This is a genomic window from Asticcacaulis sp. AC466 (assembly GCF_000495815.1).
Classification (GTDB): Bacteria; Pseudomonadota; Alphaproteobacteria; order Caulobacterales; family Caulobacteraceae; genus Asticcacaulis.
On record NZ_AWGE01000006.1, the window covers coordinates 207,851 to 221,413 of the forward strand.

Genomic DNA, 13,563 nt, shown 5'->3' on the forward strand with positions numbered 1-13,563 from the left:
TGCCAGGCACCGGTCCGTAAGCCATTGCCGCACCCTGGTCATATCTGTACGGCTTTAGCGGAGGAGGTCAGGATTTTTCAAAAGACCAATAGTCCAGATTGAAAAGCGGGCCATCTCCCTCGCCTCTAAACACCAGGATAAGGTCATGTGTTCCAATGGCGCTCGACACCTGTGTCGTTTGCACCTTCCAATGGTTCCAGTCGCCAGTGGGCGTAACAGTCAGACGACCGATCTGCGGGCCATCAACCGAATCCAGGTGTAGCTCAATGACGCCGCCCTTGCCGTCGCTCGCGACATTGGCGCTAAAGGTTGATGCGCCACCCGCACCGAACTCAACGCCATTGATCTTGACATAGGTCAGATCTGTAATGCGGGTGAGATAAATGCCAACCGTGTCGCTGCGGGCTGTTTTGATGCCTGGCGCCCAGTCGATCGGCCGGTCCCGATCCCGCTTCACTCTCGATGTCCAGGCCATTGTCTCTGCCTCCACCCGCTGATAGGGCGACAGACTGTGGAGTTGCTTGACACCGATGGTATCCCACCAGGGCTGGGTGTTGATCGTACCGTCGGGGTTATAATTGAATTCCGTAACGGTCACTGACCGGCGCTCATGATGAATGGGCGTCTCCGCGAAATTGAGGCGATAGTTGAAGCCGAACAGATAGGAATGGCCCTTGAAGTCGATGATACCTGGGTGATTACCGGTTGATCCCGGATTATGATCCATGATGTCGCCCTTATACGTCCACGGGCCCGTAGGCTTGTCAGCCATGGCATAGCCGATGCCCTCCGGACAGCAGGTCGAGGCATATGCCAGATAGTATTTTGATTGGCGTTTGTAGAACCAGGGCCCTTCCTGATAGTTGGCAGGCTTGGACGAAACGTTTTCGATGTTTCCGCTGTAGGAAATCATGTCTTTGTTCAGCTTGACGTACCACAGATTTGGATTTCCCCAGTACAGATAGGCTTGGCCATCATCATCGATCCAGACCGTCGGATCAATAAAGCCCTCCGCCTTGTCTATTAGCGGCTTGCCGAGCGCATCCCGGAAGGGGCCTTCAGGCTTATCGGCCACCGCCACAGCGATCACATTCTTCGGCCAACCGGCGACGCTGATGGGGACGTACAGGTAAAACTTGCCGTCGCGCGCGACAACCTGCGGCGCCCAGGCATCGTTTTCCTGTACGGCCCAAGGAAAGGTTTTCAATGACGCGACAACGCCCTTGTCAGTCCAATTCACCATGTCGGTAGAGGTGTAGAGCCGCCAATCCCGCATTTTGAAGCCGTTGGCGTCGTCTTCGTCGTGGCTGGTATATAAATACACGACACCGTCGTACACTAACGGCGCCGGATCGGCGGTGAATGAGGTTTGAATGATCGGATTTTCGGCCAAAGCGGGCCGGGCAAGGCACAGAGGTGCCGCAAATGCCAACGCTATGGCTAAGGAAATGTAGCGGCCGAACATCGAAAACCTCCTCAGAAGAGGCCGAACTATAGCAGCTATCTTCGCTAGAAGAGATTTTTATAATGCAAAGGTTCGAGTGGGCTAGCCGATGGCTCAGCCCTTGACGAGTTCGCGCGTGGCGTTTGACACGGTGTAGTCGGCAGCGACACGCACGTCACGCAGGTGGCGGACCTGACGGATCGATTCTTCGTAGAGCGGGTGGGCCTTATAGGCGCGGAAATCGTCGATATTGGCGAATTCACCGTAGACGATGACGTCGATATCGTTGGCCAACTGGTCGATTTTTTCGTTGTACGACACTTCCAGCACGGCGGCATGTTCAATCTGGGTCAGGACGGACAGGCCGCGATAGATGGTGTCGCGATCCGCGGAGTTTTTGCAGGAAAACATAACGATGTGACGGATCATGGTGGGCGCTTTTCGTAACAAATCTAACGACCGCTTCCTTAAAGCCTCAGGCTTGTCCGTCAAGCTGTGATTTTGCCGCAGAGCCCTGCGCGTCGAATTACTCGCCCGCCAGACCGTCGGCATGGCCGCACTCACGACTGTGCACATGAGAGGGTCGGCTGTGGTACAGATAGTTATAGGCGTGACCAAAGGCGATGCACAGCGCGCCGATCACGCTGATCGCGACTTCGATATCCGCCAGGGGCGGTATGAAGGCCGCCGCCGCGAGGAGAATAAGCCCGACGACGATGGGCGCGGAAATCTGCCACTTGCGCCAGACATGCGACGCGCGGATGGCCCATATGCTCACAGGGGCGGCGGTCAGGACGAGGGCGGCATGTACCCAACTGCCTGTAAACGGCGTCAACATCGGCAGGAAGGCAACCAGCAGAGGCAAGGCCAGACAGTGCACCACGCACAGGGCCGACAGCCCCATTGAGGCGATATCAAGCCATTTCTTCTTCAGGTGCAGCATGGTCAAATGTTCCGTCGGCGGCGGAAGGCCGGTTATGCAAATATGTTATATCATAACTTTTTGCAAGGCTTAGGTCGAAATAAACTGCGTGTGGTCACGCGACGCAGACGGAAATGCCGACCCGAAAGGGGCCGATAAATTCGCTCGTGTTTAATGGTGCAGATTCAATTGGAGGTTCGACGCAAGACGAAAAAACCGGCCCCTTGGGAATATCGGTGCAATGCGGAAGGGCGCAAACGCGACGTCACTGTCGCGTGATAAGCCGGCTTGGGTTTGGAAGGGCTTGCCAGCTAGGAAGGGCTTGCGCAAAACCGTAACCGTACTACATACAGTAGGCCGCAATTCGGAGGTCCCGCTGTGAAAATTGAAATCTGGTCCGATGTCATCTGCCCCTTTTGCTATATCGGCAAGGCGGAGCTGGAAACGGCTTTGGCGCAATGGGGGGGTGAGGCTGAGATCAGCCATCGCGCCTTCCGCCTGAGCCCCGGCGAAGCGCCGATGCCGGTCGAGCAGATGCTGGGCCGCAAATACGGTCTCACGCCCGATCAGGTAAAGGCCAATCTGGCCAGTGTTGAAGCCCATGCGGTGCGTGCCGGCCTGGAATTTCACCTGGCGGGCACGATTGCCGGCGATACCACGGACGCGCATCGCCTAATCGCTCTGGCGGCCACGCGCGCCAAGCAGGCCGAAGCCGTCGCGGCCCTGTACCGCGCCTACTTTACCGATGGCCGCAATATCTTCGATCGCGCCGTCCTGCATCAGATCGGTGCAGAGATCGGACTTGAGGCCGCGGACATCGACGCCGCTTTCACCTCGTCCGACATCGACATGTCTATCGCCCTGGATCAGCGCCAAGCCCAGGCCTACGGCGTGCGCGGTGTGCCCTTTGTCGTGGTTGACGGCAAGTTTGCCGTGTCGGGGGCGCAGCCGGTCCAGGCGTTTCTTCAGACCCTTCAGGCCGCCGCCGCCGAAGCCGAAAAGACCGCCGCGATCAGCGAAGGAGAAGTCTGTGGCATAGATGGCTGCGAACCCGCACAAAAATAAATAATGGTTTCGATTGGCGAACGGTAAGGCGCGGCCTATATAGGGCCGATAAAACCTCCCTCCTGTACTTGAGCCAGTCGAAAGCGACCGCCTGATGAGTTCTCCCAATCTGCAGAATACCCCCATGCCCAAGTCGAAAGGCAAGGCATCGGAGACCATCGCGTTCCTGAAACCTTACCTGTGGCCGTCCGACCGTGCCGACCTGAAGATCCAGGTCGTCTGGGCGCTGCTGGCCATGCTGGTCGGCAAGATTCTGACTGCCTTTACGCCGCTGACGTTCAAATGGGCGACCAATGCCCTGACCGTCCACGCGCCGCAACTGGCTCACCCGGACTGGTGGACCATGATTATCGGCATGCCGCTGGTTATGGTGGCGGCCTATGGCCTGGTCCGTATTCTATTCAATATTTTCAATAATATCCGTGATGCCATGTTCGCGGCCGTCGGTCAGCACGCCGTCCGCGGCCTGGCCAACCGGTCGTTTGTGCACCTGCATAACCTCTCGCTGCGCTTCCATCTCCAACGCCGCACCGGCGGGCTTTCGCGCGTCATCGAACGCGGCAAGGCCGGGATTGAAACCATCATCCGCCTGACCATGATGGTCGGCATTCCGACCATTGTCGAATTCGTCCTGACGGCGGCTATCATCGCTTTGCAGTTCGATCTGATTTATGTCGGCGTCGTTGCCGTGACGGTGGTCGTTTATGTCTGGTTCTCGATCATCGCGTCCAACTGGCGCATCAGCATCCGCAAGGACATGAACGAAGCCGATTCGGATTCGATGTCGAAAGCGGTCGATTCGCTGCTCAATTTCGAAACGGTCAAATATTTCGGCAACGAAGATCACGAGTCGCAGCGCTATGATCGCGCCACCGCCATGTATGAAAAGGCGGCGATCAAGACCTATACTTCCCTGGCCTGGCTCAATATCGGCCAGACGGTGATTTTCGGCATCGGCATGCTGGTGGTCATGGTCATGTCGGTTCTGGAAGTGATGAACGGCACGAAGACGCTCGGCCATCTGGTCATGGTCAACGCCTATATGATGCAGTTGTCGATTCCGCTGAATTTCATCGGCACCCTTTACCGTGAAATCTCGACCGGCCTGATCGACATGGAAGCCATGTTCAAGCTGCTCGACGAACCGCAGGAAGTCACCGATGCGACGGACGCAACCGACCTGGTGATCAGCGATGGGCATGTCAGCTTCAAGGACGTAATCTTTTCCTATGATCCCGACCGCGCGATCCTGAAAGGGGTGTCGTTCGATATCCCGGCCGGCAAGACGGTGGCCGTCGTCGGCCCGTCAGGCGCCGGCAAATCGACCCTGTCGCGCCTGCTGTTCCGTTTCTATGACGTGAAGGGCGGCAGCATTGAAATCGATGGCCAGGATATTCGTCAGGTGTCCCAGGCGTCGTTGCGCAAGGCCATCGGTATGGTGCCGCAGGATACGGTCCTGTTCAACGACACCATCGCCTATAATATCGGTTACGGCAAATATGGCGCCTCGCGCGCGGAAATTGAACATGCCGCCGAACAGGCCCAGGTCGCTGGCTTCATTGCCACCTTGCCGAAAGGCTACGACACCGAGGTTGGCGAGCGGGGGCTGAAGCTATCTGGCGGCGAAAAGCAGCGCGTGGCCATCGCTCGTACCCTGCTCAAGGCGCCGCCGATTCTGATCCTCGACGAAGCGACCTCGGCGCTCGATACGCATACCGAACGTGAAATCCAGGCGTCTCTCGACGACGTGTCGAAAAATCGCACGACCCTGGTTATCGCCCACCGCCTGTCTACTGTGGTCGGTGCGGACGAAATCCTGGTGCTCAAGGACGGTGTCATTGCCGAACGCGGCAAACATGCCGATTTGATGCGCCTCAATGGCCTGTATCATTCAATGTGGGAGCGCCAGCGTGCCGCCGATGCCGCGCGCGAAACCCTGGCCAAGGTTGCTGCCGAAGTCGAATAATCCGGACACGGAGTATGGTCGAAGCCCATCCGAGATATAATTCCGGAAGGGCTTTTGCGTTGCACACAGCAAAAATCCCCCTCACCGGTGGGTAAGAGGGACTATGGCGCACAAAGTAGGGACGCTTTGTGTTGAGCGGTCTCTATTATAAAGAGTCTGCAAATCTGCGTAACTCAGCCGGAAACGAACGTTTCCGGCGAATGACTTACATCGAAGACGAGGTCGTCGTCGTCGTGGTCGTGGACATGGCAGCTTCCGAAGCCGGAGCCATTTCCGATGTCGGCGCCATGGCGTCAGCGGCCGGGGAAGTCACTGCAGTCGACGTTTCCGTCGTCGTGGAGGTTTCTTCCTTCTTCGAACAGGCGGCAGCCGACAGGCACAGGCTGGCAGCGGCAGCGATGGTCATGATTTTAGCAATATTGCGCATAATTGTGATTCCTTCTCACCAAGACGTGAAGCGAATATGGAGGAGAGGGTGTATGGAAGCGCTGTGGCTAGGGTCGCAATTTCATAAAAATTTAGTAAGTGCGAAATAATCGCGGTCCGCGTCGGACGCCTATTGCGCCGTCCAGCCGCCATCGATGCTGAGCGGAGCACCGTTTATCGACTTGCCGGCATCTGAGCACAGGAATACGGCAAGCGCGGTAATGTCTTCCACTGTCACGAATTCGCCGGTCGGCTGTGCGGCCAGGATTACCGTTTTGATGACCTCGGCTTCGGTCATGCCGCGCGCCTTGGCGGTGTCCGGAATCTGCTTTTCAACCAACGGTGTTTTTACATAGCCCGGGCAGATGGCGTTGCAGGTAATGCCATGCTCCGCACCCTCCAGGGCGATGGTGCGCGTAAAGCCGAGCAGGCCGTGTTTAGCAGCGACATAAGCCGCCTTGAACGGCGAGGCGACGAGCGCGTGCGCCGAGGCAATATTCACGATACGACCCCATTTTTTCGCCTTCATGGCGGCGAAGGTCAGGCGCGTCGTGTGAAAACTCGCCGTCAGATTCAGGCTGATGATGGCATCCCATTTTTCCGGCGGAAAGTCCTCGATCGGGGAGACGTGCTGAATCCCGGCATTGTTGACCAATATGTCCACGCCGCCCAGCTTGCTATCGATTTCCGAAATCAGGGCTGCGATTTGGTCCGGCTTGGTCAGGTCAGCGCCATTGAACAGGACCTCGACACCGAATTCCTTGGCCAGACCACTGCGTTCGGCTTCGATGGCTGCCGGGTCGCCCATGCCGTTAAGCATGATCTTCGCCCCTTGCGCCGCCAATCCCCTAGCTATGGCCAGTCCGATGCCGCTGGTGGAGCCTGTAACGAGGGCGGTCTTGCCGGAAAGGGTAGCCATGAGGGTAGTCCTTATTCTTTGGGAGTTTCAGTAGAGGTCGGCGTGTCGGCGTGGGCAGCGACAGTCAGCGCCTGTCTTCCGCACTGTTCGACGAAATGCATGGTCGCTTTGGTTTGGTCCTGGCCATATTTCAGGCATGTCTCGGCCCATTTTTTTTGCAGATCGGCCACGGCAGCCGCGTCGCGGTTGCCGTCTTTGGTAAGATGGGCCGCTTCGTTCATCAGGTTCAAGGCTTCCTGGGTGAAGGCGGTCGTATCTTCTGCGTAGCGGCGGGATGTCGTGCTGATCATTTCGATCAGATTGATCAGGCTGCGCGCGGCGCGCTGCTGCTGGTCTGCCATTAGCCGCAGGCCGTTTTCGAAAGCCGAGGGAGTGCTCATCATAGGCCTCAATTAGCGTATGGATTCTGGTCGCGCAAACAGATCCTAAAGATCAAAAGCCACCAAACTATGGCGATATTTACACTTGGGTGCAATGCGGAAAATATTTTGCAGCGGCGCTTAGTTGAGCAGAATCGAACCGAGGAGGACCTTTGCCCCCTTCTGCCCCAAAATCTGGTCAGTGACGGTCTGGAATTGGCTTGAAATGAAGTCCGGGTCGACCAGAGACTGAGACGTCAGGCCACCCGCATAGCTCTGAAGACGCGTCAGATAGGCGTCCTGAAGGCGCGGCATCATCAACACGATCTGTTCCGTTAGTTTGGGATTATCTGTGTAGAGGCCCATGTCGACGCTCAATGTCCCATGTTTGCGCCGCCCGACGTCCGTGAAGGCGGTAACCGTACGGAACTGGGTATAGCCCGCGCCACCGCCCTTTTTTTTGGGTTCGCTGGCGATGGCTGGCAAGGCCATGAAGCTGGCGGCGGTGAAGCCAAGTGCGGTGAAGCCAAGTGCGGCGGCAAGAAAGCGTCTGCGGATCATGATGCGCTATTCTATCTGTACAGGGTTAAAAGGCGGTATATTGTGGTAATAAAAAAGTAACCATAAAATCAATGGTTTAAGTCAACTTCAGATTAAGGGGTTTCGGCTAAGCTCAGGGCATTGCAACCCGGAAGCCGCATGACGACCCCACATTCCCAGACCCAGAGGCTATTGCGCCGCATCAACAGTGCGATGACCTCTGTGTTGATTGTCGAGGACAACGACGCTTCGCGCCGGCTGGTTATGGAACTGCTGCGCGCGGCCGGTTTCAACAACCTGTCCTTCGCTCGCAACGCAGAAGAAGCCATCGATCATCTTCAGGCCCAGAACCCCGATGTCATGTTGCTGGACTGGGGGTTACCGGGCATGTCCGGCATCGAGCTGGTCACTGCGCTGCGCCAGGCGGCCCTGCGGCCCGATCCCCGTTTTCCCAATCCGCAATTACCCATCGTCATGTTGACGGCGCGCCAGCGTGCGCATGACGTCACACTAGCGCGAAATGCCGGGGTCAATGAGTTTGTTATAAAGCCGTTTTCAACGAGTTCGCTGCTGCGCGCCCTGTCGTCCGCTCTGGTCAAGAAGCGCCGTTTCGTCGTCTCGGAAAATTTCGTCGGGCCCGACCGCCGCCGCCGCGCAGGCCTTTTTCCCGGTCTGCTTCGGCGCTCCGAAGATACCCAGGAATTGTCGATCTTGGGGCAGCGGTCCCTAGGGCAGGAAATCAACGCCTTACGCGGTTTGATCCGCGCGGAAGGCCAGTCTGGCACCCAGCTAGACCGCGATCACGTCAACCAGGTAGTCATGCGGCTTATGCATACCCAGACGGTCGCTCATGACTTCCGGATGCGATTGATCGAACAGGCGACACAGTCTTTAAATGACTATGTGCGATTGTTCGGTGAAAAGGCCGAAGCCGACGTTCTGGATGTGCACCTCGACGCCCTGACCCGCCTGAACGAAATACCCTATGCCGATCCCGATGAAGCCTTGAATATCGTCAAGCATCTGACCGCGCTGGTCGACAAGCGCAAAGCCAATCGCAAGGTCGCCTAATGAACGCGTTCGCCACCATTGACGCCAAGGGCGCTGCTACCAATAACAGCAACAACCGCGATGTGCGCAACCTGGCAAATCTGGGTGAAACCGCCTCCACCAGTCGGGTGCTCAACCTGTCTCAGGTCTATCTGGCATCGGCGCGTGAGAAGGAATACCAGCTTAGGCCGTTCTTTCGCGACTCGCAGATGAACAAGTGCATTATAATAAAGCACACCCTGCGCGCCAACGAACGCGATATGTTTACGCGGCATCGTCGCACGGCGACCAAGATTATTCTGCCGTTCGATCCGCAGGATCTGAAATTGGGCGGACGCTCCATTCTGATCAACCAGGTCGGTTTCGACGTATTTTGCCGCAACTATTTCAATACGGATGATGTCAACGCCAATGGGGATGTCCAGGTCCTGCGACTGCTCGACCAGCTACCGTCGCTGGATCCGTTCCTCGTGCGCGAGCACCTGTCGCGCCATGGTTTCAGGCCGGGCGCCGTATACCTGAAGATTTCACCGTTCGACCTGCAGCGCATGATCGGTTTCGCCAACGAAGAAATCGAACGCCTGGTGCGGACGGCCTTTTCAAACGCCCTGTCCGGCGGCGCGGCAATCAAGCTGGCGGGCAAGATACTGGCTAACGAGCTTGACAAGGAATTGTGGCCGCTCAAATCGACCTTGCGCATGTCAGACGAAGAGTTTTCCGATGGTATCTTCTCCTGGCGCGGCTTTCTGTATTTCAAGTGGCGGCATCTTGAGCTGCAAGATGAGATGCGCCGGGTGCTGGAAGGCCTCGCGACCTACCAACCGGTCGGACCGTGCGATGACGGCATCAGCGACTATCTCAAGGAAACGCGCCCGCGTCTCGCGCGCCGCATCGTCAATGCCATCGCCAGCGTCGGCCGCACACTCAGTGTCTACGATCACGCCTATCACGCCCTGGTCGAAGGCGAAAATCCCGCTCCGTTCCGCCGGTTCCTGATCGACGGCCCCGGCCTGTTCTTCGAACTGGGAGAAAGCATTGGCATTCTGTCGCATATCGGTTCCTTCTGGTCTTATCGTATGAGCCAGTCAATGATGACCCAACGTCTGACGCCGATCGAGTACGGTGATATCCTGGCGGATTTCGAGGACTCCTTGTCCCTCGTCACACGTTACGATGAAGACGACAGGGACCGGTGATGGGGGACGCTCCCATCCTGTCTGCCGGCTTGTTGCGCGCTGCGAGCGACAGCGACTTCTCGACGACACGGGAAATCCGCAACCTGGCGAATCTGAACCGCACTTGGTCGTCGTGCCGAGTGCTCAACCTTGCCAAGCTGTACACCGCCTATAATGAGAACGAGGACTATATCGCCAAGCCGATGTTCGAGCATTCGGCTTTGAACCGGGCGGTCATCCTCAAGCACACCTTGCGCCTGGACGAGCGTGACCTGTTTCCCAATGGCCGCCGTACGGTAACCAAGATTATACTGCCCTATGATCCTTACGATCTGAAGCTGGGCGGCCGGTCCTTCTTTTATCGCCAGACCCAGTTTGAAACCCTGATGCGAAGCTATCTGGGCATCGAGGATCTGGGCAAGAATCGTGACGCCCGCATTCTGCGCTGCATTGATGAACTGCCCTCGCTCGATCCCTTCCTGCTGCGTGAACATCTCGACAAGGCCGGTTTCAACCCGTCCGGAGTCTATTTCCAGATTTCCGCGGCGGACCTGAAGGCTATGACGGCCTTCACGGCGCGCGAAATCGAAAACCTGGTCAATATTGCCTTTGGCGGGACCAAGGGAGGCGGGGCGACCAAGCTCGGCAATAAGATTCTGTCGGACAAACTGAACCAGACCCTCGCGCCATTGCAGGAAACCCTGCATATGTCGGATGAGGAGTTTCAGGAAGGGATCATGTGCTGGCGTGGCTTCCTCTATTACAAGTGGTGCCATGTCGAATTGCAGGACGGCCTGCGCGAAGTCCTGGCCGGCATCGGCAGTCACCGTATTTCCGGAACCTACGACGATCACCTGCGCACCTATCTGCGTAAGGCGCGTCCGCGCATAGCGCGCGCCATCATCGGCATGATCAACGATGCGAAGGAAACCCTGACCCATTACGACGATGTCTATACCGCACTGGCAACGCGTGGCGATCCGGAGCCCTTCCGTCAATTCCTGCTCTTCGGTTCGGAACTCTTTGTCGAGCTTGGGCAAAAAATTGGTACGCTCAACCATATCGCCTCGTTCTGGCGGTTCCGTATGGCGCGTCTCAACAAGAAGGGCGTCAAACCGCTTCAGGACATAGAATTCGCCGACATCCTGATGGATTTCGAAGCTGGTCTGTTCAATGTCATGAAAAGAGACATAATGCGCCAGCGGGCGTAGGCGCAAAAAAGCTCCGGACGCCTGCCCGGAGCTTTGGAGCCGTCAGGTGCCGAAAACGGCACCTATCGTGTTCGTCTACTTGTCCATCAGCTTTTGCATGAAATAGGTGTAGTCGATGGCATAGCGCCGCGCCCGTTCCGGCAGGTTTGACGCCGCCGCATGGCCGCCTTCGGTATTTTCATAATAGTAGAAGGGCAGGCCCATCTCTTCGAACAGTGCCGCCATCTTTCGGGCATGCACCGGTCCGACGCGATCGTCCTTGGTCGAGGTTTCGAACAAAGGTTCCGGATAGGCAACGCCAGCCTTGACGTTGTGATAGGGCGAAATCGAGCGCAGGAAAGCGCCTTCGACCGGATCGTTCGGATCGCCGTACTCGCCTTGCCACGACGCGCCCGCCGACATGTGCGTATAGTTGACCATGTCGAGCAATGGCACCTGGACATCGACGGCGTTCCACAGGTCCGGACGCTGGGTCAGTTGCACGCCCATGAGCAGGCCGCCGTTCGAGCCGCCCATGATGCCGAGATGACGCGGGGTGGTAATCTTGCGGGCAATCAGGTCTTCGGCCACGGCCTGGAAATCGTTGTAGATATTCTGGCGCTTGGTTTTCAGCCCGGCTTCGTGCCACGCCGGGCCGAATTCACCGCCGCCACGGATATTGGCCAGCACATAGGCGCCACCCTTTTCCAGCCACAGCTTGCCGATCGTGCCCGAATAGGACGGCGTCATGGACACTTCGAAACCGCCGTAGGCGTTGAGTATGACCGGAGTCGTGCCGTCGAGTGGGATATCCTTGCGCGCCACCAGGAAGTAGGGAACCTGCGTGCCATCCTTGGATTTGGCCCAGAATTGCTGGACCTGCAAGCCCTCGGCATTGAAGCGCGCCGGTGACGATTTGAGCGTCTCCGACCTACCGGACGCTGCATCGACCATCACCAGGGTCGCAGGGATCAGGAAGGAAGAGACGCTGACCAGAACGCGGTCGCTCTGATCATCGGTCGAGGTCACGGCGATGGCCGAATTGGATGGCAGGTCGAGCTTTTTCGATGACCATTTGCCGTCGCTGTATTGATAGCTCCAGACCTCGCTGGTGACATTGTTCAGCAGGTTGAGCACAAGGCGGTTTCGGGTCTGGCTCAACCCCTCCACCGATTGATGCGCGTCCGGCTGGAAGAGCAGGGTGGGCTCCAGCGCCGCCGGTTTGGCCAAGGCTTTTTTCAGGTCGAAGACCAGGACGGCGCCGGTTTTGAAGGCCTTGCCGCCGGCGGAGGTCCAATCTTCTTTCAACGTGTAGATGGCCTGGCCTTGCATGTAGCCGGCAAAGCTCGACGACGTGGGGAGGGGCAGGGCAACCGCCTTGCCGTCGACATAGAACATCTGCTCCGTATGGAAGAAATCTATGCCGCGGTAGGACATATCCATTACATAGCTGCCGTCGATATTGCGCAGGACGTAACGGCCGGCGCTGACATCGGCCTTGGTGCCGCGGAAGATTTCGGTCGCCTGGTCGAGGCTCTGACCGCGCTTGAGCGCCTTGGTGATGTAGGCATAGCTCGACGCGGTGACATCGCCGGGTGTCCATTCGCGCGTCACATAGACCGTATCGGCATCGCGCCAGGTGACGCTTTGCTTGCCCTCGGGCAGGTCGAAACCGCCGGCGATGAAGGACTTGGTGGTGATGTCGAATTCGCGGATGACGTTGGCATCCTTGCCACCGTCGGACAGGGAGATCAGGCAACGCGTATAGTCGGGCGCCAGACAGTCGGCGCCTTCATAGACCCAGTTCTTGCCTTCCGCCTTGGACAAGGCGTCGATGTCAAGAATGGTGTCCCATGCCGGGGTGGCCGTCTTGTAAGAGTCCCAGGTGGTCTGACGCCAGATACCATGAACGTGGTCTGCGTCCTGCCAGAAGTTCTGGACCATGCCCTTGTGGGCGAAGCTGGGATAGGCGATCCGGTCGGTCGCCTGAAGAATGTCGAGCGCTTCGGCCTGGCTCTGAGCGAAACGCGGGTCTTTCGACAGCCGGTCGAGCGTCGTTTGATTGTGCGCCAGAACCCACTTCATCGCCTCCGCGCCGTCGATCTCATCGAGGAAGGCGCGCGGATCGGCACTGCCCTTCGCGGCCGTATTGGGGTTGGACGAAAGAGGCTTGGCGACTGTGGTCATGGTCTGTGCGTAGGAGACGAGGGGATAGAGTGGGCTAAGGGCGACAAGCGCCGTAGTCACACATAGGGATTTCAAGGAGTTTTGCATCGGAGGCCCACCCTTTTTTATTGAGCAAGAGATAACGGGCGAAACTAGACCGTTTCCACGCCTTGGCAAGATTACAAAAGGTTCATCTTTTTTGTTGAAAAAGTACTTTACAAAATAAAGTTCTTTTGGCATTGGTATCTTCGTGCCGGAATGGGAGCTTTCAGGTTTGCCACATTGTCCTTGTCGACAGCCTATCGCCTTCGCCGTCATTCGCGGGCTGGCCCTGCTTTTGT

13 protein-coding genes are annotated in these 13,563 nt (G+C 57.5%); 5 read left to right on the forward strand and 8 right to left on the reverse strand.

Translation table 11 applies throughout. The features are described 5' to 3' along the window. Positions 1 to 67 precede the first annotated feature (67 nt). From AEAC466_RS29780 to AEAC466_RS29790, 3 genes are all read right to left on the reverse strand, one after another. Positions 68 to 1,465: a glycoside hydrolase family 43 protein gene (locus AEAC466_RS29780; RefSeq protein ID WP_023457445.1), complete on the reverse strand. Its 1,398-nt coding sequence runs from the start codon at positions 1,463 to 1,465 to the stop codon at positions 68 to 70. A 93-nt stretch (positions 1,466 to 1,558) separates the two neighbouring features. After that, positions 1,559 to 1,873, reverse strand: coding sequence for a Dabb family protein (locus AEAC466_RS29785; RefSeq protein ID WP_023457446.1), 315 nt, complete (start codon positions 1,871 to 1,873; stop codon positions 1,559 to 1,561). A 97-nt stretch (positions 1,874 to 1,970) separates the two neighbouring features. Then, a complete protein-coding gene (locus AEAC466_RS29790; protein WP_023457447.1) occupies positions 1,971 to 2,387 on the reverse strand; it encodes a MerC domain-containing protein in 417 nt (138 codons plus the stop codon). A 357-nt stretch (positions 2,388 to 2,744) separates the two neighbouring features. Between AEAC466_RS29790 and AEAC466_RS29795 the strand changes: the two genes are divergently transcribed. Continuing rightward, positions 2,745 to 3,431, forward strand: coding sequence for a DsbA family oxidoreductase (locus tag AEAC466_RS29795; RefSeq protein WP_023457448.1), 687 nt, complete (start codon positions 2,745 to 2,747; stop codon positions 3,429 to 3,431). A gap of 124 nt (positions 3,432 to 3,555) precedes the next feature. Beyond that, entirely contained in the window at positions 3,556 to 5,397 is a 1,842-nt protein-coding gene (locus tag AEAC466_RS29800) for an ABCB family ABC transporter ATP-binding protein/permease (protein ID WP_023457449.1), read from the forward strand. A gap of 205 nt (positions 5,398 to 5,602) precedes the next feature. Here the strand turns inward: AEAC466_RS29800 and AEAC466_RS44410 are convergent, their stop codons facing one another. From AEAC466_RS44410 to AEAC466_RS29820, 4 genes are all read right to left on the reverse strand, one after another. Then, the gene (locus AEAC466_RS44410; protein WP_155913539.1) at positions 5,603 to 5,824 is read right to left on the reverse strand and encodes a hypothetical protein; all 222 of its coding nucleotides are present in this window, start codon (positions 5,822 to 5,824) and stop codon (positions 5,603 to 5,605) included. 129 nt (positions 5,825 to 5,953) lie between these two features. Then, positions 5,954 to 6,742, reverse strand: a complete 789-nt coding sequence (locus AEAC466_RS29810) for a 3-hydroxybutyrate dehydrogenase (RefSeq protein WP_023457451.1) — start codon at positions 6,740 to 6,742, stop codon at positions 5,954 to 5,956. Between the two features lie 11 nt (positions 6,743 to 6,753). After that, positions 6,754 to 7,125, reverse strand: a complete 372-nt coding sequence (locus AEAC466_RS29815) for a phasin (protein ID WP_235074197.1) — start codon at positions 7,123 to 7,125, stop codon at positions 6,754 to 6,756. Between the two features lie 117 nt (positions 7,126 to 7,242). Next, the gene (locus AEAC466_RS29820) at positions 7,243 to 7,662 is read right to left on the reverse strand and encodes a hypothetical protein (protein ID WP_023457453.1); all 420 of its coding nucleotides are present in this window, start codon (positions 7,660 to 7,662) and stop codon (positions 7,243 to 7,245) included. Between the two features lie 138 nt (positions 7,663 to 7,800). Between AEAC466_RS29820 and AEAC466_RS29825 the strand changes: the two genes are divergently transcribed. The 3 genes from AEAC466_RS29825 to AEAC466_RS29835 are packed head-to-tail and all read left to right on the forward strand — an operon-like array spanning position 7,801 to position 11,077. After that, positions 7,801 to 8,712, forward strand: a complete 912-nt coding sequence (locus AEAC466_RS29825) for a response regulator (protein WP_031238439.1) — start codon at positions 7,801 to 7,803, stop codon at positions 8,710 to 8,712. Beyond that, positions 8,712 to 9,887 (forward strand): hypothetical protein, encoded by a 1,176-nt coding sequence (locus AEAC466_RS29830; RefSeq protein ID WP_023457455.1) that lies wholly within the window; start codon positions 8,712 to 8,714, stop codon positions 9,885 to 9,887. Before AEAC466_RS29825 ends, AEAC466_RS29830 begins: the two co-directional genes overlap by 1 nt. Further along, positions 9,887 to 11,077: a hypothetical protein gene (locus AEAC466_RS29835; protein WP_023457456.1), complete on the forward strand. Its 1,191-nt coding sequence runs from the start codon at positions 9,887 to 9,889 to the stop codon at positions 11,075 to 11,077. Before AEAC466_RS29830 ends, AEAC466_RS29835 begins: the two co-directional genes overlap by 1 nt. 75 nt (positions 11,078 to 11,152) lie before the next feature. Here AEAC466_RS29835 and AEAC466_RS29840 read toward each other — a convergent pair whose 3' ends face one another. Further along, the gene (locus AEAC466_RS29840; RefSeq protein WP_031238440.1) at positions 11,153 to 13,330 is read right to left on the reverse strand and encodes a prolyl oligopeptidase family serine peptidase; all 2,178 of its coding nucleotides are present in this window, start codon (positions 13,328 to 13,330) and stop codon (positions 11,153 to 11,155) included. Between the last annotated feature and the right edge of the window lie 233 nt (positions 13,331 to 13,563).

What these genes read in the sequence shown, in the direction of transcription:
- AEAC466_RS29780 (WP_023457445.1), bottom strand. Translation starts at nt 1,465, where the DNA reads ATGTTCGGCCGCTACATTTCCTTAGCCATAGCGTTGGCATTTGCGGCA.
- AEAC466_RS29785 (WP_023457446.1), bottom strand. Translation starts at nt 1,873, where the DNA reads ATGATCCGTCACATCGTTATGTTTTCCTGCAAAAACTCCGCGGATCGC.
- AEAC466_RS29790 (WP_023457447.1), bottom strand. Translation starts at nt 2,387, where the DNA reads ATGCTGCACCTGAAGAAGAAATGGCTTGATATCGCCTCAATGGGGCTG.
- AEAC466_RS29800 (WP_023457449.1), top strand. Translation starts at nt 3,556, where the DNA reads ATGCCCAAGTCGAAAGGCAAGGCATCGGAGACCATCGCGTTCCTGAAA.
- AEAC466_RS44410 (WP_155913539.1), bottom strand. Translation starts at nt 5,824, where the DNA reads ATGCGCAATATTGCTAAAATCATGACCATCGCTGCCGCTGCCAGCCTG.
- AEAC466_RS29810 (WP_023457451.1), bottom strand. Translation starts at nt 6,742, where the DNA reads ATGGCTACCCTTTCCGGCAAGACCGCCCTCGTTACAGGCTCCACCAGC.
- AEAC466_RS29815 (WP_235074197.1), bottom strand. Translation starts at nt 7,125, where the DNA reads ATGATGAGCACTCCCTCGGCTTTCGAAAACGGCCTGCGGCTAATGGCA.
- AEAC466_RS29820 (WP_023457453.1), bottom strand. Translation starts at nt 7,662, where the DNA reads ATGATCCGCAGACGCTTTCTTGCCGCCGCACTTGGCTTCACCGCACTT.
- AEAC466_RS29825 (WP_031238439.1), top strand. Translation starts at nt 7,801, where the DNA reads ATGACGACCCCACATTCCCAGACCCAGAGGCTATTGCGCCGCATCAAC.
- AEAC466_RS29830 (WP_023457455.1), top strand. Translation starts at nt 8,712, where the DNA reads ATGAACGCGTTCGCCACCATTGACGCCAAGGGCGCTGCTACCAATAAC.
- AEAC466_RS29835 (WP_023457456.1), top strand. Translation starts at nt 9,887, where the DNA reads ATGGGGGACGCTCCCATCCTGTCTGCCGGCTTGTTGCGCGCTGCGAGC.
- AEAC466_RS29840 (WP_031238440.1), bottom strand. Translation starts at nt 13,330, where the DNA reads ATGCAAAACTCCTTGAAATCCCTATGTGTGACTACGGCGCTTGTCGCC.